This window comes from Saccharothrix sp. NPDC042600, from assembly GCF_040647305.1.
GTDB classification, from domain to species: Bacteria; Actinomycetota; Actinomycetes; order Mycobacteriales; family Pseudonocardiaceae; genus Actinosynnema; species Actinosynnema mutabilis.
The window spans coordinates 1-23078 of record NZ_JBEZBW010000119.1; the positions used below are offsets into that span (position 1 = coordinate 1).

22 protein-coding genes are annotated in these 23078 nt (G+C 71.7%); 12 read left to right on the forward strand and 10 right to left on the reverse strand.

Annotated elements, in window-relative coordinates:
- Window positions 1-202 precede the first annotated feature (202 nt).
- From AB0A74_RS37610 to AB0A74_RS37620, 3 genes are all read left to right on the forward strand, one after another.
- On the forward strand, window positions 203-1606 hold the full coding sequence (locus tag AB0A74_RS37610; RefSeq protein WP_358257234.1) for an MFS transporter: 1404 nt from the start codon (window positions 203-205) through the stop codon (window positions 1604-1606).
- Window positions 1607-1677: 71 nt separating this feature from the next.
- Window positions 1678-1893, forward strand: coding sequence for a heavy-metal-associated domain-containing protein (locus AB0A74_RS37615; RefSeq protein WP_358257236.1), 216 nt, complete (start codon window positions 1678-1680; stop codon window positions 1891-1893).
- Between the two features lie 76 nt (window positions 1894-1969).
- The gene (locus AB0A74_RS37620; RefSeq protein ID WP_358257238.1) at window positions 1970-2386 is read left to right on the forward strand and encodes a hypothetical protein; all 417 of its coding nucleotides are present in this window, start codon (window positions 1970-1972) and stop codon (window positions 2384-2386) included.
- Window positions 2387-2431: 45 nt separating this feature from the next.
- Here AB0A74_RS37620 and AB0A74_RS37625 read toward each other — a convergent pair whose 3' ends face one another.
- Together AB0A74_RS37625 and AB0A74_RS37630 are read right to left on the reverse strand one after the other, a co-directional pair.
- A complete protein-coding gene (locus AB0A74_RS37625; protein ID WP_358257239.1) occupies window positions 2432-3034 on the reverse strand; it encodes a DUF305 domain-containing protein in 603 nt (200 codons plus the stop codon).
- 52 nt (window positions 3035-3086) lie between these two features.
- Complete coding sequence (locus tag AB0A74_RS37630; protein WP_358257241.1) at window positions 3087-3437, reverse strand: hypothetical protein; 351 nt, start codon at window positions 3435-3437, stop codon at window positions 3087-3089.
- A gap of 238 nt (window positions 3438-3675) precedes the next feature.
- Between AB0A74_RS37630 and AB0A74_RS37635 the strand changes: the two genes are divergently transcribed.
- Window positions 3676-4098 (forward strand): DUF4396 domain-containing protein, encoded by a 423-nt coding sequence (locus AB0A74_RS37635; RefSeq protein ID WP_358257243.1) that lies wholly within the window; start codon window positions 3676-3678, stop codon window positions 4096-4098.
- Between the two features lie 44 nt (window positions 4099-4142).
- Here AB0A74_RS37635 and AB0A74_RS37640 read toward each other — a convergent pair whose 3' ends face one another.
- Window positions 4143-6053: a hypothetical protein gene (locus AB0A74_RS37640; protein ID WP_358257245.1), complete on the reverse strand. Its 1911-nt coding sequence runs from the start codon at window positions 6051-6053 to the stop codon at window positions 4143-4145.
- Between the two features lie 124 nt (window positions 6054-6177).
- On the opposite strand from AB0A74_RS37640, the gene AB0A74_RS37645 reads away from it, so the two are divergent.
- A complete protein-coding gene (locus AB0A74_RS37645) occupies window positions 6178-6684 on the forward strand; it encodes a DUF1360 domain-containing protein (protein WP_358257247.1) in 507 nt (168 codons plus the stop codon).
- A gap of 61 nt (window positions 6685-6745) precedes the next feature.
- Here the strand turns inward: AB0A74_RS37645 and AB0A74_RS37650 are convergent, their stop codons facing one another.
- Window positions 6746-7072, reverse strand: a complete 327-nt coding sequence (locus AB0A74_RS37650) for a hypothetical protein (RefSeq protein ID WP_358257249.1) — start codon at window positions 7070-7072, stop codon at window positions 6746-6748.
- 78 nt (window positions 7073-7150) lie between these two features.
- On the opposite strand from AB0A74_RS37650, the gene AB0A74_RS37655 reads away from it, so the two are divergent.
- The 3 genes from AB0A74_RS37655 (at window position 7151) to AB0A74_RS37665 (ending at window position 9031) form a co-directional block, all read left to right on the forward strand.
- Window positions 7151-7351, forward strand: a complete 201-nt coding sequence (locus AB0A74_RS37655; protein ID WP_358257251.1) for a hypothetical protein — start codon at window positions 7151-7153, stop codon at window positions 7349-7351.
- A gap of 119 nt (window positions 7352-7470) precedes the next feature.
- Complete coding sequence (locus AB0A74_RS37660; RefSeq protein WP_358257253.1) at window positions 7471-8664, forward strand: S8 family peptidase; 1194 nt, start codon at window positions 7471-7473, stop codon at window positions 8662-8664.
- A gap of 145 nt (window positions 8665-8809) precedes the next feature.
- Entirely contained in the window at window positions 8810-9031 is a 222-nt protein-coding gene (locus AB0A74_RS37665) for a hypothetical protein (RefSeq protein WP_358257255.1), read from the forward strand.
- Here AB0A74_RS37665 and AB0A74_RS37670 read toward each other — a convergent pair.
- Window positions 8979-10445 carry an MFS transporter gene (locus AB0A74_RS37670; RefSeq protein WP_358257257.1) on the reverse strand — a complete coding sequence of 489 codons (1467 nt, stop codon included), beginning with the start codon at window positions 10443-10445 and terminating at the stop codon, window positions 8979-8981. The genes AB0A74_RS37665 and AB0A74_RS37670 overlap by 53 nt on opposite strands.
- Before the next feature lie 134 nt (window positions 10446-10579).
- Here AB0A74_RS37670 and AB0A74_RS37675 point away from each other — a divergent pair, with 134 nt between their 5' ends.
- Window positions 10580-10951 carry a YciI family protein gene (locus tag AB0A74_RS37675; RefSeq protein WP_358257259.1) on the forward strand — a complete coding sequence of 124 codons (372 nt, stop codon included), beginning with the start codon at window positions 10580-10582 and terminating at the stop codon, window positions 10949-10951.
- A complete protein-coding gene (locus AB0A74_RS37680; protein ID WP_358257261.1) occupies window positions 10948-12162 on the forward strand; it encodes a DUF6596 domain-containing protein in 1215 nt (404 codons plus the stop codon). The genes AB0A74_RS37675 and AB0A74_RS37680 overlap by 4 nt, the downstream gene beginning before the upstream one ends.
- A 693-nt stretch (window positions 12163-12855) precedes the next feature.
- Here AB0A74_RS37680 and AB0A74_RS37685 read toward each other — a convergent pair.
- The gene (locus tag AB0A74_RS37685; RefSeq protein ID WP_358257263.1) at window positions 12856-15018 is read right to left on the reverse strand and encodes an RICIN domain-containing protein; all 2163 of its coding nucleotides are present in this window, start codon (window positions 15016-15018) and stop codon (window positions 12856-12858) included.
- 296 nt (window positions 15019-15314) lie between these two features.
- Between AB0A74_RS37685 and AB0A74_RS37690 the strand changes: the two genes are divergently transcribed.
- On the forward strand, window positions 15315-16937 hold the full coding sequence (locus AB0A74_RS37690; protein WP_358257265.1) for an ATP-binding cassette domain-containing protein: 1623 nt from the start codon (window positions 15315-15317) through the stop codon (window positions 16935-16937).
- Here the strand turns inward: AB0A74_RS37690 and AB0A74_RS37695 are convergent.
- The 4 genes from AB0A74_RS37695 to AB0A74_RS37710 all read right to left on the reverse strand — a co-directional run bounded on the left by AB0A74_RS37695 (window position 16924) and on the right by AB0A74_RS37710 (window position 22228).
- Window positions 16924-18312, reverse strand: a complete 1389-nt coding sequence (locus tag AB0A74_RS37695; RefSeq protein WP_358257266.1) for a hypothetical protein — start codon at window positions 18310-18312, stop codon at window positions 16924-16926. The genes AB0A74_RS37690 and AB0A74_RS37695 overlap by 14 nt on opposite strands.
- A 92-nt stretch (window positions 18313-18404) precedes the next feature.
- The gene (locus tag AB0A74_RS37700) at window positions 18405-18794 is read right to left on the reverse strand and encodes a PPOX class F420-dependent oxidoreductase (RefSeq protein ID WP_343938350.1); all 390 of its coding nucleotides are present in this window, start codon (window positions 18792-18794) and stop codon (window positions 18405-18407) included.
- An 18-nt stretch (window positions 18795-18812) separates the two neighbouring features.
- Window positions 18813-20729: a helix-turn-helix domain-containing protein gene (locus tag AB0A74_RS37705; RefSeq protein WP_358257269.1), complete on the reverse strand. Its 1917-nt coding sequence runs from the start codon at window positions 20727-20729 to the stop codon at window positions 18813-18815.
- A gap of 83 nt (window positions 20730-20812) precedes the next feature.
- Window positions 20813-22228: an MFS transporter gene (locus tag AB0A74_RS37710; RefSeq protein WP_358257270.1), complete on the reverse strand. Its 1416-nt coding sequence runs from the start codon at window positions 22226-22228 to the stop codon at window positions 20813-20815.
- Between the two features lie 244 nt (window positions 22229-22472).
- Here AB0A74_RS37710 and AB0A74_RS37715 point away from each other — a divergent pair, with 244 nt between their 5' ends.
- Window positions 22473-22928: a MarR family transcriptional regulator gene (locus tag AB0A74_RS37715; protein WP_358257271.1), complete on the forward strand. Its 456-nt coding sequence runs from the start codon at window positions 22473-22475 to the stop codon at window positions 22926-22928.
- The last annotated feature ends 150 nt before the right edge of the window (window positions 22929-23078 follow it).

Below are 23078 nucleotides of genomic sequence, written 5' to 3' on the forward strand. Positions count from 1 at the left end.
CTCGCAACCGGAAAAGCTGGTTGCGAGAAGGAGCGAAGCGCGGTTGGGCTGCGCCCAGGCCGTACGGGGAACGAACCGAGGCCCTTCCTGTGGCTTGGCAGCCCGTTGAAGGGATCGCCGTCGTCGGGGTTGTATACCCCTGGGGGGTATGTTACGGTCCTGCGCCGTAGGTACCCCCTGGGGGTATGTTGAAGGAGGAGAGATGACTCCCGATCCGCGTCGGTGGTGGGCACTTGGGGTGCTTGCCGCCGCTCAGTTCATGGTCATCATGGACACTTCGATCATCGCCGTGGCGTTGCCGGACATGCAGGCTCAGCTCGGTTTCACGCCCAGTGGTTTGCAGTGGGTGTTCAACGCCTATGCCGTCGCTTTGGGAGGGCTTCTCCTGCTCGGCGGTCGGTTGTCGGATCTTTGGGGCGCTCGCAGGGTGTTCGCGGCGGGCTGGGGCGTCCTCACGGTTGGGTCTGTTGTGGCCGCTGCCGCGGGTGGCGCCGGGACCGAGGTTGTCGGGCGTGCCGTGCAGGGTGTGGGGGCGGCGTTGCTTGCGCCTGCCGCTATGACGTTGTTGATGGTGTTGTTCGCGGGGCAGCCCAAGGAGTTGCCGAAGGCTTTGGCGTTCTACGGCGCTGCGGCACCTGCCGGTGGCACCGCGGGGGTGTTCCTCGGTGGTGTGATCACCGAGTGGCTGACCTGGCCGTGGGTGTTCGTCATCTACGTCCCGATCGGGCTGCTCACCTTGGCGTTGACGCCCAAGCTGCTGCCTACCGTGCCCGGACGGCCCGGTGGGTTGGACGTCGGGGGCGCGATCGCGGTGACCGGTGGGCTCGCGTTGGCCGTCTACGCGATCGTCCAGGCTCCCGAGCGCGGCTGGACCTCGGCCGCCACGCTGCTCTCGCTGGCCGGCGCGGCCGTGCTGCTCGTCGCGTTCGCCCTGCTCCAGCGCGTCGTCCGCAACCCGTTGATGCCGCTCGGGGTCTGGCGCACGCCCGACCTCGCCGCCGCCAACCTGGCGATGCTGCTGCTGGGCGCGGCGTGGATCCCGATGTGGTACTTCCTCAACCTGTACGTCCAGCAAGTGCTCGGGTTCGGGGCGTTCGCGAGCGGTGCGGCGCTGCTGCCGATGACGGCGCTCATGATGGTCCTCATGACGACCACCAGTGGTCGCCTGATCGGGCGGTTCGGCACCAAGCCGCTGGTCGTCGCCGGGTTGGGCGTGCTCGCCCTGGGGCTGGGCGTGCTGGCCACGGCGGACCCGGGCGGCAGCTTCGTCGCCGACGTCCTGCCCGGTTCGTTGATCTCGGCGGTGGGCATGGCGCTGGTGTTCATCCCGGCCACCATGGCGGCCATCGGCGGCGTCGCGCCCGAGCAGGGCGGCCTGGCGTCGGGCATCGTCAACACCACCTACCAGGTCGGATCGGCGCTCGGCCTGGCCGCGATGACGGCCGTGGCCAACTCCCGGGGCGGCGACCGGCTCGGTGACGCGGTGGCGCTGACCGGGGGTTACTCGGCCGCGTTCGTCGCGGCGGGTGTGGTCGCGCTCGGTGGGGCGGTGCTGGCCGCGGTCACGCTGGGTCGCAAGAGGGCCGACGTGGCGCTGGTCGGCTGATCCCACCCGGGCACGGGTGTGTTAGTGTCGCTTGTAGATACCCCCTGAGGGTATGAGACGGAGGATGTCAGATGAGCAACGAGAACCCCGGCGTCGACTTCGTGGTCAAGGGCATGACCTGCGGCGGCTGCGCGGCCAGGGTCACCGGCGTGGTCCAGGGCGTGGCCGGCGTGACCGACGTCAAGGTCGATCTCAACGGCGGCAGGCTCTCCGTCGCCGGCTCGGCCGACGAAGCCGCCATCACCGCCGCGGTCGAAGGCGCCGGTTACGCGGTCTCGCGGGCCTGAAGCGCACGTGGTCGCCCCGGTTCCCCCGCGCGGGAGCCGGGGCGACGTCTTGTCCGGCACCAGCACGGGAGTGGGCATGAAGGGTCTGCGGGGCGGCGCGCTGGTCGTCCGGTACGAGAGCGGTCAGCGGGTCGCCCCGGTCGAGGAGCCGGCCTGTCCGCGGCAGTGGTTCGTGAGCGTGGACCACGTGGACGAGCACGGCGACACCGTCGAGACGATCGGTTACGTGGTCCTGCGGACGTCGCCGGAGGGGCTGGTCGTGGACGCCCTGCGGTTCAAGGCGCAGTGGCGGGAGCGCGGTCTCGAACCGCTCGTCGTGGGGATGGCGATCGACTACCTGGGCGCGGGACGGCCCGTGGTGTGGCGCGCGGGGGACCTCGGAGCGGTCGAGCGGCTGGGGTTCGAGCCGCTCGGGGACGACCGGTGGCGGCTGGACCCGGCGTCGGTGCGGCTCGCCGACGTGCTGGAGGCCCTGCGGGCGGAGCTCGCCTGAACCCCGCACCACGCCGTGGCGTCCGGCGTGGTGCGGGGTCGGGGATCAGCCCCTCAGGAGGGCGTTCATCTCGTCGATCTCCTTCTGCTGGGCCTCGATGATCTGCTGGGCCAGCTTCTTGGCCTCGGCGTTGACACCCTGCCGGAGCTCGGTGTTGGCCATGTCGATCGCGCCCTGGTGGTGCTTGACCATGCCTTCGAGGAAGAGCTTGTCGAAGTCGGCGTCCTTGGCCTGCTTGAGCTTCTCCATCTCCTCGTGGCTCATCATGCCCGGCATGGACGTGCCGTGACCGTCGTGCTCGCCGGTCGGGGCCGCGCCCCAGGCGGTCAGCCACGCGGTCATGGTCTTGATCTCCGGGTCCTGGGCCCGCTCGATGCGGGCGGCCAGGTCGAGCACCTTCGGGTTGGTCGTCCGGCCCCGGGCGAGCCCGGACATCTCGATCGCGCCTTCGTGGTGCGGGACCATCCCCTGGGCGAACGCGATGTCGGCGTCGTTGCGCTCGGTGGACGCGCTCGCCGTGGTGCCGGCGGTGGTGGTCGTGGTGTGCGTCGTGCCGTGGCTGCCGGAGTCGGAGCCGCCGCAGCCGGCGAGCACGACGCCGGCGGTCAGGGCGGCCAGCGCCGTCCCGACCAGGTTCTTGCTGGTCATGGTGTCCTCTGTGAGTGGTGATGTGTCGTCCTGTCCTGTGTGGACGAGCTGCTCACAGCCGGAGGACGCAGAGGGTAGCCAGCAATGCGGGCGTGCCGCGTGGCCCGGGCGGTTGGTGGACGGCGCGGGTGAGGGGCGTGCCGGCGCGTTCGGCGGTCTTCCGGATCGCGGCCAGGGCCAGTGCGGCCAGGGCCAGCGCGGCCCCGAGGACCGCCAGGCACAGGTGGAGGGTGTCGTGCTCGTGTTCCTGCGGCGCGTCGTGCGCGCAGCAGGTGGCGACGGCCGTCGTGGTGGCGTGTGCGGGTGGCTGTTGCGTGCCGAGGTGGTGCATGCCGACGACCGCGAACACGACCGTCCACACCAGGACCCAGTGCGGGACCCGGCTGCGGACGAGGACGGACACGCGACCCAAGATACACAACCTACGATGACTGATAGTGGTGACCGGCCGGTCGGCTGTGGTTGATCACACAGACGTGTTCGCGGCGCGGTGGGAGAATGTTAGCGTTCCTCGGGTATTACCCCCACGGGGTATGGATTAGGGGAGAGCCATGCAGGACTCGCACGACCACGCAGCGCACCACGGCCACGAAGGCCACCACGGCGGTCACAAAGGGAATGTCGGACCTGTCGGTTGGGGGATGGCCGCGTCGGCGACCCTGCACTGCCTGACCGGCTGCGCGATCGGCGAGGTCCTCGGCATGGTGATCGGCACGGCCCTCGGGTGGGGCAACCTGCCCACCATCGCCCTCGCGGTGGCCCTCGCGTTCGTCTTCGGCTACGCCCTGACCATGCGCGGCGTGCTCAAGGCCGGTGTCGGCTTCCGCCAGGCGCTCAAGGTCGCGCTCGCCGCCGACACCGTGTCGATCATCGTCATGGAGGTGGTGGACAACGGCGTGATGCTGGTCGTGCCGGGTGCGATGGACGCCGGTCTGGCCAGCCTGCTGTTCTGGGGCGCGCTGGCGTTCGCGTTCGCCGTGGCCTTCGTGGTGACCCTGCCGGTGAACAAGTGGCTCATCGCCCGGGGCAGCGGCCACGCCGTGGTGCACGCCTACCACCACTGACCGGCGAGACCGGCCCGGGAACGGACCCCGGGCCGGTCCGACGCCTACCGCGTCGTCGAGAACAGGTACAGGCCGTCGTCGCGGTCGCTGCCGGCCACGTACGTCGTCCCGTCCCGGGTGAACGCCTCGACGCCCCAGAAGTCGTTGCCGGTCGGGGACAGGTAGCCGCCGGTCTCGACCAGTTCGCAGCTGTCCGGGCCGGTGCACATGATCTCCAGCGCGCGCATGCCGCCCGAGTAGTAGGACAGGTACGCCCGCCGCGTGTGGTTCGGGTCGGTCGCCACCTCGTGCACGGTCAGGTCGCCGAACCCGACGGCCCGCGCCTCCCGCATGCCCTCCTCGATGGCGTAGGTGTCCAGCTCGGGGAACCTGCCGGCGGCGTCGAGCCGGTTGGCGAACAGGTGCACGTAGCCCCAGCCGTCGAAGGCCGCGGTCGCGCGGACCCGTTCACCGACGGTGCCGATCGCCGGGCCGTCGGGGTAGGTGGTGCTCACCGGGGTGCCGAACATCCGGTGGTAGGCCTCGTGGCTGGTGCACACGGCGACCACCAGCTCCTCGAACCCGCCCGAGCCGCAGTACGGCGGGTTCTCCGGACCGCCGTGCCGCTGGACGACCACGACCGCGTCCCACCCGGCGTGCACGGCCTCGTGCGCCTTCTGGCCGGGGAAGCACGCCGGTTCGGGCGCGCTCGGGTCGCCGGCCGGCCCGCGTTGCAGGACGACGATCTTCTCCTCGCCGGGCTGCAACGACGCCTCGTAACCCGGGATCGAGCCCGGCGTCGGCACCGCCGCGGAGTCCGGGCAGCCGTAGCCGCCGTACACCACGGGCCCGTCGAGCACCTCGTCGGACAGCACCACGATCGGCGCGGAACCGGGCACCGGGACCGACGGGTGCGGTCCGGCGGAGGTGCCGGTCGAGATCGCGAAGTCCGTCGCGCCGTACGGGGTGAAGTCCTCGTCGGTGCCGAGGAAGTACTCGTCGTCGGAGGTGAACTCGGCCTGGTGGCCGTTGCCCTCGGGGGTGCGGACCTGCCCGGTGGACTCCAGCACCTGCGGGTCGGGGAAGGTGAAGTCGGTGTCGCCGATCAGCGTCGGCCGCGTCGGGTCGTCGACGTTGAACTGGATGTAGCCGCCGTCCCAGTAGGACAGCAGGAGCACCCAGTGCCCGTTGACCCGCTTGACGGTCATGTCGTGCAGGAATACCTGGGTCAGGCCCAGTTGCGGCTGGGTGAGCTGCGGGTACGAGGCGTTGACGTCGATCTCGTGGATCAGCCGCGGGCGGCGCGGGTTGGTGATGTCGAGGATGTCCACGTCCGGGCCGCCGGACTCGAAGTTGTCGGTCACCACGACGTAGGCGCTCGCGCCGGTGTCCCAGGCGAACGCGCTGTGGATGTCGTTGCTGTCGCCGAGCGAGAGGTTGGCGCGGTCGCCGAAGTGCTCGGAGAGCTTGACGGGCTTGGCCGGGTTGCTCACGTCGTACAGCGAGACACCGCCCTTGCCGTTCTTGCCGCAGTGCTCGTTGTTCATCACGAGCATGGTGCCGTTGTAGAACCTGGTGCTGACGGGGACCGCCTGCATGCCCTCGCCGGGCCGGCTGTCCTGGGAGTGGGGGATGAACCCGATCCGGCGCGGGTTGGCCAGGTCGGTGATGTCGACGACGTACGCGCCGGCGTCCGGGTCGCCGTCCTCGCGGTTGGCGTCACAGGTGGGTTCGCCCCAGTTCGCCAGGTAGGCGTGGGTGGAGCGGGGGTCGATCGCCACGTCGGCGATCAGGTCGTCGGTGTCGGTCAGGTCCGCCTTGCCCAGCAGTCGCAGGTCGCCCCACGCGCCCGGTCCGAGCAGGTGGCCGTCGAGCGGACCGTGCCGGCCGGGGTGGGCCGCGGTGACGGCGGGTGTCGCCATCGCGGCGGTGAGTGCGGCGGCGGTGAGTGCGGTGAGAAAGCGTTTGGCGCTCATGGTTCGTCTCCTCGGGAAGAGACCCCTGATGGAGTATCGCTCACCCGGGGAGGCGGGTTAGCCCGGTCTTGACCGGTTCGGGCGGAACGGGTTTCGCCGGACCGGACCCGGCAACTCTGCGTGCATGGCTCTCACCGCACCGTTCCGACGGATCCGCGCCGCCCACGCCGCCGGGGAGGGACGTCCGCTCGGCGGGTACCTCGTCTCGCTGGCCTCCTACGCCGCGCTCGCCGGTGGCGCGGTGCTGGTGGGACGGCGGCGCGGGGTCCGGCCGCCCGAACGGGTCCGCGTCGCCGACGTGGTGCTGTTGTCGGTGGCGACGCACAAGGCGAGCCGGTTGCTGACCAAGGCGTCGGTGACCGCCGCGCTGCGCGCGCCGTTCACGCGCTACGAGGAGCCGGCGGGGTTGGGCGAGGTCAACGAGTCGGTGCGCGGGGACGGGGTCCGGCACGCCGTGGGCGAGCTGGTCACGTGCCCGTTCTGCGCGGGGGTGTGGGTGGCGGGGGTGCTGACGGCCGGTCTCGTCCTCGCGCCGCGCACCACGGGTGTCGTCGTGACGGTGTTGAGCGCCGTCGCGGGGTCCGACTGGCTGCACCTCGGTTACGCCCGCGCCAGGCAGGCGCTGGAGTGATCCACAGTGGACTCACCGCCCGGCGCGAGGGCGTCCTCGCGCCGGGCGGGTGGCTGTGGCGTCAGCGTCCGCGTGCGGGGGTCTGGCCGGCGACGCCGTGCCGCAGCGGCGTGTTCGGGTCCGGTGAGTGCGCCGGGGAGACTTCCGGTGCGCGGCGGGCGCTGTCGGCGGGCGGGGTGGCGCGCTGGTCGCCGCCGGCGGGTTCCGCGCCGCCCTCGACCTCGGACAGGCGGGCCGTCAGGGCTTCGACGACCGCCGTGCGGTGGGCGTGGGCGCGTTCGTGCTCCAGCACGACCCGGAGGTCTTCGGCCGTCAGCGACCGGATGCGGTGGCGCAGGTCGCCGACCGCGAGGTGGTCGTAGTCCCGGATGGGGAAGGCGTCGTCCATTGCGGTCGGCTACCCGGGCCCGGGGTGGGAAAACCTCCCGACCGGGTAACCCGGGCGCACCACGGAGGGAGTCCCACCATGACCGCACCGCAGGACGACCGCGACCGCGAGTACGACGCCGCGAGCCGCGCGTCCCTGGACGAGCAGGCCGACGGGCCGCTGGACCGGGACACCCCGCCGGGCCGCTCGGACACCGGCTCCACCCACCCCGAGGCCAACCCGACCGGCAGCATCGGCGTGGCCGACTACGCGGTGGGCGAGGACCCCGACCGCGGGTGACCGCGTGTTCACGCATTTCGCCGCCCTCGTCAACGGTTACACCCGACCGGACGAACGTCTCCTCGCCTGATCGGGTGCGACCATCGTGGCTCCCTGCACGCCGCCGCTTGAGGAGAGCCATGCGAAAGCTCCCGGGCACAACCCTGTTCGCGGCCCTGCTGGCCGCCGCGATCCTCCCCGCACCCGCCTCCGCCGCCGGGGCCGAGTCCTACGTCGTCCTGCTCCAGGACGGCGCGGCCCTGTCCGCGTTCACCGCCGACCCCGCCGTCGCGGTCACCCACCGCTACGAGTCGGCGGTCCGCGGCTACGCCGCGCGCATGACCCCGGCCACCGCCGCCCGCCTGGCCCGTGACCCGCGGGTCGCGCTCGTGCAGCGCGACGGCGTGGCCACGACCGCCGCCCAGACCGTGCCCACCGGCATCGACCGCGTGGACGCCGAGGTCAGCCCGACCGCGCGCATCGACGGCGTGGACGAGCGGGTGGACGTGGACGTGGCCGTCATCGACACCGGCATCGACCTCGACCACCCGGACCTCAACGTCCACACCGCCGGCGCGAAGAACTGCTCCAGCGGGCGTTCCGCGGACGACGGCAACGGCCACGGCACCCACGTCGCCGGCACCATCGGCGCGAAGGACGACGCCAACGGGGTCGTCGGCGTCGCGCCGGGCGCCCGCGTGTGGCCGGTCCGCGTGTTGAACAACAAGGGCAGCGGCTCGTTCTCCGACATCGTCTGCGGCATCGACTTCGTCACCGCGCACGCGAACGAGATCGAGGTCGCCAACATGAGCCTGGGCGGCTCGGGCGCCGACAGCGCCTGCGGCTCCAACCGCGACGCCATGCACGAGGCGATCTGCCGTTCCGTCGCCGCCGGCGTGACCTACGTCGTGGCCGCCGGCAACAGCGCCGCCGACTCGGCCACGTTCGTGCCCGCCGCGTACGACGAGGTCATCACCGTCTCCGCCCTGGCCGACTTCAACGGCCAGCCGGGCGGCGGCGCGGCGTCCACCTGCCGCGCGGACGTGGACGACACGTTCGCCGACTTCTCCAACCACGGCGCGGACGTCGACCTGATCGCGCCGGGCGTCTGCATCCTGTCCACCTGGAAGGGCGGCGGCTACAACACCATCTCGGGCACGTCGATGGCCAGCCCGCACGTCGCCGGCGCGGCGGCGCTCTACAAGGCGACCCACCCGACGGCCTCGCCCGCCGCGGTGAAGTCCGCCCTCCAGGCCGCCGGCACGTCGAACTGGACCACCTCCACCGACCCCGACGGCATTCACGAGGTGCTGCTCAACACCGCCGGCTTCTGACCGGAAGTCCACTGTGGACCCCGGCCCGCGACGGGCCGGGGTCCACGCGTCCCGCGCACCCGTCACGGTGAACCTCGGAAATTGAGTCGTTCGGCCGGCGTCGCACCGGGTATCCCTCCACCAGAACGGAGGAGGTGGAGTGGTGATGGCTACCTATGGCGATGCGGTGGCGTTGACGGGGTTCTCCGGTGTTCGCGGCCGGGGTGCCAGGAGCCGCGGGCCCGCCCTCGCGTTCGCTGCCGCGGTGTTGGTGGCGGGGCTGGGGGCCCTGGTGGTGGACGGACCCGCGGATCCGGGCGACCTGCGGGCGCAGGTCAGCCTCGACGTGCCGGCTCCGGGCAACGGCTGGCAGATGGTCGCCGAGTGACGAACAGGGCGGCGGTCGCGGCCAGGAGAGCCGCGCTCGCGAAGCCCGTCACGTGCACGGCCGTGGTGAACGCGGCTTGCGCTTCGTGCACCAGGTCGGCGGCCTGAGCCGCGGGTAGGTGCCGGGCGGCGGCGACCGCGCCGGCCAGGGAGTCGGACGTGCCGTCCATCCGGGACTGGTACACCGCTGTGGCCACGAGGCCGAGCAGGGCGAAGCCGAGCGAGCCGCCGAAGTAGTTGCCGGTCTCCGACATGGACGCCGCCGAGCCCGCGCGGGACGGCGGGACCGAAGCCATGACCAGCCCGGTGCCCAGCGCGAACAGCGGGCCGGTGCCCAGGGCCAGCACGGTGGTGCCGACGATCACGGGCACCAGGGACGTCGTGGTGCCGAGCACGACACCGCCGAGCGCCGAGACCACCAGGCCGCCGGCGATCGCCGTGCTCGGCGGCACCCGTCGGGCCAGCGCGGGTGCGGTGATGGTGCCGATCGCCACGCCCAGGCCCATCGGTGCGAACAGCACCGCCGACGCGAACGGTGAGTGGCCGAGCACGCTCTGCAAGTACTGGGTCACCATGAGGCCCGTGCCGGCCATCGCGATCCCAGCGGTCACCAGCCCGACCAGCACCGCCGCGAACGGCCGGTTGCGCAGCAGGCGCAGGTCGAGCAGGGGCGCGTCCAGGCGGAACTGCCGGCGGACGAACAACGCACCGGTCGCCGCGCCGACCAGCAGCGCCACCCCGGGCACCACCGGCGCGCCCCCGACCGTCAACTGCTTGGTCCCGTAGACCACGAGCAGCACCGCGACCAGCGACAACATCACGCTCGGGAGGTCCAGCCGGCCGGTCGCGCCCCGGAACTCCGGCAGCAACACCGGCCCGGCCGCCAGCAGCACCGCCATCGCGGGCACGGCGAGCAGGAACACCGACCCCCACCAGAAGCGCTGGAGCAGGAACCCGGCCAGCACCGGCCCCAGCGCACCCCCGGTGAACTGGCACGTCGCCCAGATCGCGATGGCCCGGCCCCGCGCCCGCTCGTCGGGGAACATGTTCATGATCAACGCCAGGGTGGACGGCGCGAGCGTCGCCCCGGCGACACCCAGCAACGCACGCGCGACGATCAGCACCGGCGGACTCGTCGCGAACGCGGCCACCACCGACAGCACCGCGAACGCCGCCGCGCCCGTCAGCAGCAGCCGGCGGCGGCCGACCCGGTCGCCCACCGTGCCCATCGTGATGACCAGGCCGGCCACCACGAACCCGTACCCGTCGCTGATCCACAGCTGTTCCACCCCGGTCGCGCCCAGGTCGGCGGCCAGCGCCGGCAGCGCGAGCAGCAGCGCCGTCAGGTCCATCGCCACGAGCAAGGTGGGCAGCATGAGGACGGCCAGCCCCAGCCACGCCCGGTTGACCCGCATCCCGAACTCCTGTTCTCTCGGACGTTCCACCGGGCGGTCGGAGCGGCGGCGGAGAATTCGACATCGCCGTGTCAAGAACGCGGCGGCGGCTCCGACCAACGCGTGACAGGGTCCGGAAGCACGAGGAGCACCAGATGAAGTTCCTGATCAGCCTGCACATCAATCCCGCCGTCCTGGACGCGCTGACCGACGAGGAGAAGGCGGCCATCGGCGAGGGGCACGGCCGGTTCATCGAGGCGTTGCGGGAGTCCGGCGAGCTGATCACCACGCAGGCGCTGGCCGACCCGTCGCAGGCGGTCGTGGTGTCCGTGCGCAACGGTCAGCCGGTGGTGACCGACGGGCCGTTCGCCGAGGCCAAGGAGTTCCTCGGCGGCTTCTACCTGATCGACTGCGAGGACAAGGCCCGCGCGATCGAGCTGGCCGCGCGGATCCCCGACACCCGCGTCGAGGGCCTGGGCGTCGAGGTCCGCCAGGTGATGTTCGAAGCCGGCCCCCTGGACGCATGACCGCTCCCGACGTGGAGGACCTGCTGCGCACCCTGGCGCCGCAGGTCCTCGACACGCTCGCCCGGCGACACGGCCGTTTCGAGGGCTGCGAGGACGCCGTGCAGGAGGCCGTGCTGGCGGCGACGCTGCAATGGCCGGTGGAAGGGGTGCCGGACAACCCGCGCGGCTGGCTGGTGACCGTCGCGTCGAGGCGCTTGGTCGACCAGGTCCGCAGCGACCACGCCCGACGCGAACGGGAGTCGGCCACGGCCGCCGAGGTGCCGCCCGGCGACGTCCCGGACACCGACGACACCCTCCTGCTGCTGTTCCTGTGCTGCCACCCGGCCCTGACGGCGGCCTCCCAGGTGGCCCTGACGCTGCGCGCGGTAGGCGGCCTGACCACCGCCGAGATCGCCCGGGCCTTCCTGGTCCCGGAAGCGACGATGGCCGCCCGCATCAGCCGGGCGAAGCAACGCATCAGGGCGGCCGGCAGCGAATTCCGCCTCCCGGAGGCACAGCCGGAGCGAGAGGACCGCCTACGGGTGGTCCTGCACGTCCTGTACCTGATCTTCAACGAGGGCTACACGGCGACCTCCGGCGACGGCCTGCACCGAGCCGACCTGGCCGCAGAGGCGATCCGCCTGGCAAGACTCGCCCACACCCAACTCCCGGACGACCCGGAGGTGACCGGCCTGCTGGCCCTGATGCTGCTCACCCACGCACGCCGAGACGCCCGGACAACGGAAACCGGCGACTTGGTGCCCTTGGCCGACCAGGACCGGACCAGGTGGGACCGCCGACTGATCGACGAGGGAACGACCCTGGCCAAGACCTCCCTGGCCGGCCCGACCCTGGGCCCGTACCAACTGCAAGCCGCCATCGCCGCCACCCACGCCGACGCCCCCACCGCCAACGAGACCAACTGGGCCCAGGTGCACGCGCTCTACCTGATCCTGGAACGGATAGCCCCCAACCCGATGGTCACCCTGAACCGAGCGATCGCACTGGCGGAGAAGTCCGGCCCGGAAGCCGGCCTGGCCGTATTGTCCACTTTGGACGCTGACCCCCGAATGACCGACCACCACCGACTCCTCGCCACACGGGCGCACATGCTGGAGAAGACAGGAGACCTGACGGCGGCCTACGAGCACTACCGCTTGGCGGCGAAGGCCACGGCGAGCATCGCCGAACAGCGCCACCTGGAAGCCCGAGCAGCAAGGCTGAAACCCTGACCAGCAACCGCAGCGCGCGCCTTCCGCTTTTCGGGCGCGCAGCGCCCCCGCTTTTGGGCTTTTCCGTCCTCCCCGTATGGCCTGCCCGAAGGGCTACCACAGATTTGCCTGGGTGCAGCCGAAATTTTTGTGAGGAACGAGCAAAAATTTTAGCGGCACCCAGGCAAATCTGTGGTTGGCTCCGCCAGGCCATACGGGGAGGACGGAAAAGCCCCCTCTTTTGCTTTTCCTCCCCGGCGGCCTGCCCGCCGGCGAGGCTCTTTTGATCTTTGAACTTCACGCTGACGCTCTCAAGCCCTCGCTTCGCGGGTCCTAGCAGGACGCGCTCCGCGCTGACTAGGGATGAACGCGCTTCGCGCTTTAGAGCGCTTCGCGCACGCGCGAAGCGCTCTAAAGATAAAAGCGGCCGGGAGGCCTCCAGTGGGGGGAAGGTCCTGCGTGTTCCCCACCGCATGACCTGGCGGAGCCAACCACAGATTTCCCCGGGTGCCGCTAAAACTTTTGCTCGTTCCTCGCAAAACTTTCGGCGTCACCCGGGGAAATCTGTGGTAGCCCTTCGGGCAGGTCATACGGTGGGGAACACGAAGGCCCCTTGTGGCTGGGAGCCCGGACCAAAAGCACGCCGCTGCGCGGCGGGCCGCGCGGAGCGCGGCGAACGTTGCGCTCCGCGCGGAAGTGTGCCGGTTGGGTTGGCTAGCTGATCGACCACTGCTGTAGGGCCGACCCGCTGTTGACCTCCTGTGTCACCAAAGCGCCATTGGCCGTGGACGCCGTGGTCAGCAACAGTCCAGAGTGGACGTTGGTCAACGTGTAGAGTCCGCTGGCCAGCTTCGTCGCGCGCCAGCGCTGGTTGGTCCCGCCGGTGCAGGTCCACTGGATGACCTTCGTCCCCGGAGTGGTCGCGCTCGCGTAGTCGTCCACGCACAGGTTCGAGGCCGTGTTCACGATGGTGTACGTGCCGTCCGCCTGCTGCGTGAACAGCCACCGCTGGTTGGCCCCGCCGTTCGGGGTCCAGGTGATGAGCTGTGTGCCACTCGTCGTCGAGGAGCCTGGGTTGTCGAGGGCCTTGCCCGAGGTCGTGACGGTTCGGGTGCCGTTCAGGGACGGGTCCGCTGTTCCGCTCGGCGTGATGGTCAGGGTTTGTTCCGCCGCCGTGCGCGAGCCGCCGATCGGGTTGCCCGTCGTGTTGGTCCAGAAGCGGGCCGGGGTTGTCTCCGCTGCCCGGGTCGTGTCGGCGGAGAGGGCCAGGACCAGGCCGCTGTAGCGGTTGACCAGGCGGTGTGTCGTGCCGCTGCGGATGACGAACCACTGTTGGCCCACCGTCGGCGTGCTGCCGGCCGTCGCGGTCGGCTTCGTGCCCCACGCCCGGGTGGACGTCGAGGTGGCGCCGACGCCCAGGAGGTGGCCCGTGGCGGCGTTGGCGATGCGGTAGGAGCCGTCGCCGTTGGCGGTGAAGCGCCAGGTCTCCGCCGCCGCGCCGGTCGCCGCGCCGGATGTCGTGGCCGAGCTGCCGGCGACCTGGGACAGGACGCGGCCCGAGGTGCCGATCGTGTAAGTCCGCGCCGGGTCGAACAGGACCGGTTCGCCCGTGCTGGACGTGATGGTCGTGTTGGCGTACTGGCCGTCGGAGTTGGCGCACGCGATCGAGCAGTACGAGCGGTAGTCCTTGCCGACGATCATCGAGCCGGTCTTGCTGGCGCTGTCGAGGAACCAGCGGTACCAGGAGGCGTTGCGGTAGCTGCCCGAATCGCCGATCAGCGTCCACTTCTGGGTGGTGAGGTCGGCGGTGGCGTAGACCTCCTGCGGCGCGTTGCCGGACTGGTCCACCGCCTGCGGGGTGCCGATGTAGAGGCCGAGGTGGGCGTTGTAGGCGATGTTCATGACGAACAGCGGCGAGGTCGGCGGCATCTTCCCGGCCGCGATCTGCTCGCTGGACGTGCCGGTGTTGAGCGGGTTGTACTCGGCGGAGGTCGGGACGTACCCGTTCGGGTTGGTGGCGGTCGGCACCATCGTGCTCTCCCGGCCGCCCACACCGGGCTGCGACCACGAGCCGTTGTACCACTTCTGCCACGACCCGGGCGCCATCTTCGACGCGATCGGCGCGCGGGCGACGTGCCCGTAGAACGCGCGCCAGCTACCACCCTTGTCCACGATGCGCGAGCCGTAGAAGACGTAGAAGTAGCCCGACGCGGTGTCCACGAACAGCCGCTGGTCGCCCGCGCCGTAGTGGTAGGTCTGGTGCGGGAACGCCGTGGTGTCGCCGCGTTTGGTGCTGTACGGCGAGGTGATGACGTGGTCGCGGATGGTCCACGTCCGGCCCTGGTCGGTGGAGACGGCGTAGTCGATGGCGTCGTAGTGCAGGCCGTCGCCGAACGGCTGCGGCGTGAACTCGTTGTGCACCAAGCCGTACCAGTGGCCGGTGTCCGGATCGACCCACACGCCGACCAGCACGCAGAAGTTGCGCTGCGAGTACCCGGACCCGGCGGGCGCGTAGGTGGACTCCAGGCCGGTCGGGCTGTTGTTGCACCGCCAGGTGGTGTCGTTGTTCTTGTCGTTGCCGTTGGCGGGGTTCACCGCGTCGCTGATGGGGGACCGGGTCGCGGTGTCGAAGTTGGCGCCGGTGAAGAACGCCCAGTAGCGGGGTTGCGTCGCGCCGTACAGGGAGGCGGACTGCTGGAAGTAGAACGTGCCGTCCTTGTCGATGAACGTGCTCGCGGGGGTGTCGGTCGGGTGCGCGTACGAGCCGGTGGAGCCGTAGGTGACGGTGTAGGTGGCGGCCTGAGCGGTGGGTGCCACGGCGGTGGTCACCACGACGGCGGCCACGGCCGCGTTCCGCAGTCTGTGCAGGGGTGTCATGCGTCGCTCCATGCGTTGCCCAGTTGTGTCCACTGTGGACGGACGGCGTGGGTGAGCGGGTCGGGTTTCGAGCAGGGTCCACCGGGGTGGGCGCGGACGGCAATGGAGTTGCGGGGCGCGGGCTTGGACTTTTGGCGACCGCCGGGGAAACCCGGGTGAAGGCGGCGGCGGTCTGCGTTACCTTGGTGGTGATGCAGCACCTGTTCTTCCTCTGAGAGACGACGCCTCCACCGGCGCCGCGGTCCGCGGTGCCGTTCTTCGTCGTTGCATCACTTCTCGTTGGAGGCAGTTCCTTCATGTCGTCGTCTCATGTTGCCCGGGTGCGCGCCGCCCACGTCCGGATGTCGGGCGTCCACGTCTCGTACGGCGGGCGGCCCGTGCTTGCCGGGGTCGATCTCGTCGCCGCCGCCGGCGAGCGGGTCGCCGTGGTCGGGGAGAACGGGCGGGGCAAGACCACGTTGTTGCGGGTGCTGGCCGGGCAATTGCCCGCCGACCGCGGTGAGGTGCGGTGCGCGGGATCGGTGGGGGTCGCCGACCAGCAGATCCCGCTGGGCCCCACGGCCACCGTGGGCGCGTTGATCGATCTCGAACTGGCCGGCGTCCGGCGCGCGCTCGCGGACCTGGAGCGTGCGGGGGAGGCCCTGGCCGAGGACGTGCCGGGCGCGGAGGAGACCTACGCGGAGGCGTTGGCGGAGGTTGAGGCGCTCGACGCGTGGGACGCCGACCGGCGCGTCGAGGTGTCGTTGGCCGCGTTGAGCGCCGTGGCGGACCGGGACCGGCCGTTGGGGACCCTGTCGGTCGGGCAGCGGCACCGGGTGCGGTTGGCGTGCCTGTTGGGCGCCGGGCACCAGGTGTTGCTGCTCGACGAGCCGACCAACCACCTCGACGCGTCCGGGCTCGACCACCTCACCGAGCGGTTGCGGGCGTTCCCCGGGGTGGTGGTGCTGGTCAGCCACGACCGGGGGCTGGTGGCGGACGTCGCCACGTCCGTGCTCGACCTCGACCCCTCCAGCGACGGCCGCCCGCGGGTCTACGGCGGCGGTTACGCCGGGTACGTGTCCGGGCGGGCCGCCGAACGTGCCCGCTGGGAGGCCGCCCACGCCGTGCAGGTCGCCGAGCGGGAGCGGTTGGCAGACGACCTCACGGCGGCGCGGAACCGGTTGCGGGACAGTTGGCGGCCGGGCAAGGGCCACGGGCGGCACACCCGGGCCACGCGTGCGCCCGGCCTGGTGCGGGCCGTGCACCGGCGGCAGGAGGAGCTGGCCGCGCACGTCGTGGAGGTGCCGGCGCCGCCCGGCCGGTTCGCCATGCCGGAGCTGCCCGCGTTGGACGGGGTCGAGCTGCTGCGGGCCGAGGGCGTGACGGTGGCGGGGCGGTTCGCGCGCCCGGTGGACCTGGTGGTGTCGTCCGGCGACCGGGTGGTGGTCGCCGGGCCGAACGGCTCCGGGAAGTCCTCGCTGCTGGCGGTGTTGGCGGGGGCGCTGCCGGCCACCACCGGGCGGGTCGCGCGGGCGGGGTCGGCGCGCATCGGGTGGTTGCGCCAGGAGTCGGACCTGCCGGCGCGGCGCACGGCCGGGTCGCTGTACGAGGAGCGGCTCGCCCGCGCCGGCGTGGACGGACCGGCGTTGGCCGAGCTGGGCCTGCTGGACCGCGGGGACGCCGCCCGACCGGTGGGGGAGCTGTCCGTGGGCGCGCGGCGGCGGGTGGACCTGGCGCTGGTGCTGGCCGGGCAGCCGCACGTCGTGCTGCTCGACGAGCCGACCAACCACCTCTCGGTCGCGCTCGTGGACGAGTTGGCGACCGCGTTGGCCACCACCGCGGCCGCCGTCGTCGTCGCGTCCCACGACCGCTGGCTCGGGTTCCGCGATCACCCGGACGACCCCGGCGCGGCCGGCCGGCGGGTGGTCACGGTGAGCTGAGCCAGCGTTCCAGTTGAGCGAGCAGGGCGGCGCGGTCGGGGAGGGACGGGTCGCGGCCGGCCGGCGGCAGGCGGTTGATCATGTCGCGCAGGGTGCGGGCCGCGTCCGGGGCCTGGTCCAGGAAGCGCCAGCGGGGGCGTTGGAGCTGGTTCCACAGCGATTGCCACGGGTACTCGCCGGTCCCGGTGGGGCGGGCGGTCTTGGTGGCGATCTGCTCGGCGTTCCACTCCAGCGCTCCCCGCTCGGTCGCGGTCAGCGGTCGGGACGCCTGCGCCCGGTCCATGTCCTTGACGGCCTTGAGGAACTCCGGCGGGTTCGCCGAGCCGCCACCCGAACCGCCCGAACCACCAGACCCACCGGAACCGCCGCCGGCCGCGTTGTTGGCCATGGACAGCACGTAGATCGCACCCGGCCCACCGGCCATCGCGGTCGCCACGGCACCCACGGGCACGGTCGCCTGCGCCACCGCCAGCGTCCCGTTCGCCTGCAACCGCAGGACGTTCACCGTCACGTCCCCGACCTCGGCGGCGGCACCGGCGATGGTGGTGGTCGAACCCGCCGCCGTCCCGTACAGCAGGACCAGCGTGGACACCAGCTCGGACACCTTGCGCACCTGGTCGGGCAACGGCAGCGCCTGGAACCGCGCCCAGTACTCCGGGCTGTCGGCGATCAGCTGCGCCACCGCGCCGGGCAGGTTCGCCAACCCGGCGATCGTCCGGATCGGGTGCGTGATCAGCTCCCGCAACCCGCGCGCCATCGCCACCACGGCGTCCTCGGCCCCGTCCAGGGCCGCGTTGACGACGTCGTGCTCCAGCCCCAGCTCGGCGACCGGGGGACCGGCGGCGGCCAGGCCCTCGTCCACCCGGTAGATGACGCCGCTGTTGGAGTAGTGGAACGCCCCCACCTCGTAGGGCGGCGACGCCATCCGCTCCGGCGGGAACGCCCGCTGCACCGCCTCACCGGTCAACGCCCGCGCCCAGTACCCGTCCGGCCGCACCACGACCAGCGGCGCGTACCGGGCGCTGCGCCGGTCCAGCTCGGCCCGCGAAACCGTCCGCCCACCCGCCTCGACCTCGCGCAACAGGTGCAACAGGCACCGCCGGGGCCCGAACCGCGCCAACGACGCGGGCGCCGCCGCGAACTCGGCGATCATCCGCGTGGCGTCGGCGGGCGCGAGGTCGCCGATGCTGCGGTCGGCGGCCTGCTCGACGTGCTCGATGTGCCGCTGCACCCGCACACCGCCCAACGCCCTGGTCACGGACGCGTTCCCGATCAGCTGCTGCCACGTGGTCACCACGTCCCGCGGCGCGGCGGCCCGCTGGACGGGCGCGCGGCGCCGCGCAAGGCGTTCCCCCGGTAGCTCGTGCATCGCCACCCCGGCAGCGTGCTCCCGCGCGGCCCGCCGGCACTAGGCCGACCGACCGTCCGCGGGGGCGGGGCGCGCTGCCCCCGCGGACGTGCCGAGGACTACTGCTTGCTCACCGAGGTGGGCTTCACGTAGTAGATGACGCGCCAGGGCGCGTCGCGCGGCGGCCCGTCGAGGCGGATGCCGTAGCGGGCGGCCATCTCGATGAAGAACCTGCCCTGCGAGTCGTCCTCGATGCGCTCGACCACGCCGCGCACCTCCAGGTAGCGGGTGGGGCGCTCGGGGTCGTTGACCGACAGCGCGACCTCCGGGTGCAGCGCGACGTTGCGGTGCTTCTTGCGGAAGGTGGTGCTGGTGAACAGGACGTGCTCGCCGTCCCAGGCGAACCACATCGGGTTGACCTGGGGTCGCCCGTCCGGCCGGATCGTGGCCAGGTGGGTGTAAAGCGGCCGTTCCAGCAGGTCGCGGTGGCTGGCCGGGATGACGCTCATGTGCTCACCTTCGTGGGTTCAGGGGCGGTGTTCGAGGAGTTCGCGGACCCGCAGGAGTTGCAGGGCCAGCTGGATCTCCAGGGCCTGGTCCGGTTTCTGCCAATCCGGTCCCAGGAGGTCTTTGACGCGCTCCAGGCGGCGGGTGACGGTGTTGGTGTGGACGTGCAGCCGGCCCGCCGCGTAGGTGGGGCTGCCGCCCTCGTCGAAGTAGGCGCGCAGGGTCGGCACCAGGTCGGCGGAGCGCTCCCGGTCGTACTCGATCACCGGACCGATGACCTGCTCGATGAACCCCGCCGCGTCGCGGTTGCCCGCCACCAGCGCGCCCACGAACCCCAGGTCGCGCGCCGAGGCCGCCCCACCCGCGACCCCCAGCGCGACCACGGCGTCCACGCACCGCACCGCCTCGCGGTAGCCCTCGTGCAGGGACGCGGTGCCCAGCAGGGGACCGGCGGCGCCCACGGGGACCGGTGCGCCCAGCGCGGACTCCAGCGACGCGGAGGCGTCGCGGGCGGCGGTGCTCGCGTCCGTGCCGGGCAACAGCAGGACCAGGTGGCCGTCCCGCGCGCCGCGCAGGCCGCCGGACCGCTGGACGTACCCGCCGGCCCAGGCCCCGGCGCGGCGCACCAGGTCCGGTCCGGGCCGGGCCACGACGATCACGTACGGCTTGGCCAGGTCGAGGCCGATGCGGCGGGCCCGGTCGGCCAGCCGGTCCGGCGCGCGGTGCTCGTCGCCCAGCGCGTCCTCCAGCCACCGGTCGCGGGCGTCGCCGGTCGGGGCGAGGCTGTCCCGGCACAGGATCAGCACGACCGTGCGGGCCACGAGGTCCAGCCGGCCGCGTTCGGTCGCGGTCAGCTCGCCCCGGCCGCGCAGCACCAGCGTGCCCAGGTGCTCCTGCCGCCGGCACAGCGGGACCAGCCACGTCCGGTGGTCCACCGGGAAGGGGTCGCTGGAGCGGATGCCGGGCACGGCGGCCAGCACCGAGGTGTCCTCGACGTCGGCGGGCTCGCCCGCGGCGGTGCGCAGCGCGCCGTCCGCGTCGTAGACGGAGACGTTGCCGCCCAACCACCGCGCGCCGGTGGCCGCCGTGGCGTGCAGGTCGTCCTCGGTGAACAGGATGTCCAGCAACGCGGTCTGCAGGTCGTGGTACTCGTTCAGGTCGCGCGCGGTCGTGGACATCCGGGACAGGCGCGCCTCCAGCTCCGCCGCGCGCGCTTCCGCGGCCAGCCGCAGGTGCGTGGTCTCCAGGTACAGCCCGGCGAGGATGCCCAGGGAGCTGATCAACGACCGTTCGTCGGCGGTGAAGTGGCGGACCTTCCGGCTCGCCACATAAAGGACTCCGCGCGAGGACGCGTGGTCGCCCAGCGGGACGGCGATCGCGGCGCGGAGGTCTTCGGCGCGGGCCATCTCCTCGAACTCCCGGCTCAGCACGATCCGGTCGTCGGTGAGGAGGTTGTGCGTGGCGAACGGCGCTCCGCCGGGCTGGGCGGGCGCCGCGATGCCGTCGGCCGGCAGGCGCAGGCCGACGCCGAGGCTGGAGGTGTGGCCGTCGGTGGCGACCACCCGGCTGTGCCGGCGGTCCTCCTCCAGCAGGGCGATGTAGGCCATGTCGACGCGCAGCAACTGCCGCGCCCGCCGCGTGATGGCGTGCAGCAGGGTGTCCACGGACTCGTGCGGCGCGGCCAGTTCCCTCGCGGCATCGACCAAAGCGGCCAAGCCGGCCTCCCGGCTGCGCCCGCGCTGGATGTGCACGTGGACGCGCATCGCCCGCCACACCGCGGCTTTCACGTCGGGAACGGACCCGGCGAAGTCGTCGAGCCGGTCGTCGTCCAACAGCACTTCGAACGCGTCCGTCGGCGCGCCGGCGGCCAGCATGTCCAGCAACTCGGCGAAGAGATCGCCGGTCGCGACTTCCCGGGACGTGAACAAACCCGTCATTCACCGACTCCGTTCGCATCCGTCGGGGAGTGGCGAGCGGGCGGAGGGGGGTGGCTCCGCCCGCTCGCCGGGCAACACCTCGCTCAGGCCCTCTTGCGCAGCCCGTGCGCGAGCAGCGTCAGCACGGCGCAGCCCACCATCAGCCAGATACCGGGGTAGAGGTCACCCAGTTGCGTGGCGGGCAGGATCACCGCGGTGACCACGGCGAGGCCGAACGCGCCGCCGATCTGGAGCGAGCTGTTGAGCAGACCCGCGGCGAGGCCCTGGTCCTCGTCGCGGATGCCCGCGGTGCCGGCCACCATGAGCGCCGCGAGGCTGAGCGCGAAGCCCAGGCCCCAGATCAGCGCCACCGGGACCAGCACGCCCCACAGGTCGGGCTCGGGGCCGATGCGCAGGAACAGCAGGTAGCAGGGGATGAACGAGACCAGGCCGACGACCAGGACCTTGTTGACGCCGAACTTGTCCATCAGCCAGCCGAGCTTGGGTCCGATGAGGATGGTCAGCGCCGTGCCGGGCAGGATGATGAACGACATCTGCCACGGCTCCCAGCCGTTCATGTTCTGCAGGTACAGGGCGAGCACGAACTGGAACGCCATCGCGCCGCCGTAGAGCAGGAAGGTGCTGAGGTTCGCCGCGACCAGGTTGCGGTTGCGGAACAGCTCCAGGCGGATCAGCGGCTCACGGGTGCGGCGCTCGATGAGCACGAAGGCGACCAGCAGCGCGGCGGAGACCAGGAACCCGCCGATGGTGCGGGCGTTGGCCCAGCCGATCTCGGGCACCTCGACCACGGTGAACACCAGGATCAGCATGCCCAGCAACAGGGTCAGCGCACCGCCGACGTCGAGCCTGCTGCGCTCGGTGCGCGGCGGGTCGGCCGGCACGAACTTCATCGCGCCCACCATCAGCACCGCGGCGACCACGGCCGGCAGGACGAAGGTGGACCGCCAGTTCAGCGCGGCCAGGAAGCCGCCGATCAGCAGGCCCGAGGAGTAGCCGGAGGCTTCGAAGACGTTGAAGATGCCGAACGCCTTGTTGCGCTGCGCGCCTTCCTGGAACGTGGTGGTGAGCAGGGACATCGCGGCCGGCGCGGTGAAGCCCGCCGCCACGCCCTTGACGAACCGGGTCAGGATGATCAGGAAGGCGTCGTCGGCGAACGCGCCGAGCAGCGAGATCACGGCGAACACGGCCATGCCGATGACGAACACCCGCTTGCGCCCGAACAGGTCGGCGCAGCGGCCGCCGAGTAAGAGGAACGCCCCGAACGCGAGGATGTAGGCGCCGGGCACCCACTGCGCGGTCGCCGCGGTGACCCCGAACGCCTTCTGGATCTCGGGGATCGCGACGGCGATCATCGAGTTCTCCAGCCCGTCGAGCATGATCGCCCCGCTGAAGATGACCAGCAGGACCCATTGTCGTGCGCTCCACCGCACGTCGCCCGGTGGAGCGGACCCGGTGGCCTCGCCCCTCTGCTCCTCGTTGGGGGTCAAGCTCGTGGACATGGTTGATCCATCCTTCGGCACGTTGGCCGGGACGCGGGAGACGGGCGCCCCGGCGTGGTCGTCTGACGCGGTGCGAGGGGTGTCAGTGCAGGTGGTTCACAGCGCGAAGCGCGTGTCGTAGCCTAGTCACACGCACGCTACCGGCGTCCGAAAAAGTCCCGCACGCGGCTTGTTGCATGCGACTCATGATGGCGTATGCAAGTACTTGGCCGCAAGCGGGACCTGCCGCCAGGAGGGTCCGCCCGTGAGGAAGCCCGAAGATCCCGAGTCCAGAGCCCAGGGTTGGCGCACGTTGGCCGCGCTGCACGCCTGCATCGAGGACGTGCTGGAGCGCGATCTGCAACGCGAGCACCAGCTGTCGGTCAGCGAGTACGGGGTGCTGGACGTGCTGTCGCGACAGGGGGTGGGGGGCGGTCAGCGGCTGCGGATGACGCAGCTCGCGCAGTCGGTGGTGCTGAGCCAGTCGGCGACGACCCGACTGGTGAACCGGTTGGAACGGCGACGTTTGGTGCGCCGGGAGTTGTCGGACGACGATCGGCGGGGTATCCACCTTCGGGTTACCGAGGCGGGGACGGAGGCCCTCGCGCGGGCACGGTCGACCTATGACGAGTCGCTAGGGCGGGCACTACGGGAGGCGGCGGAACTGCCCGAACTGGCCCCCTTGGTCGCCGCCCTGGCCACCCTCGGCGTAGCAAGGTAACCCAACGACCAGGCCGGCCGAGCTTTTCGAAGGGCTGCCAAGCACAGGAAGGGCCTCGGTTCGTTCCCCGTACGGCCTGGGCGAAGCCCAACCGCGCTTTGGTCTTCTCCGCAACCAGCTTTTCCGGTTGCGGAGAAGACCAAAGGGTGG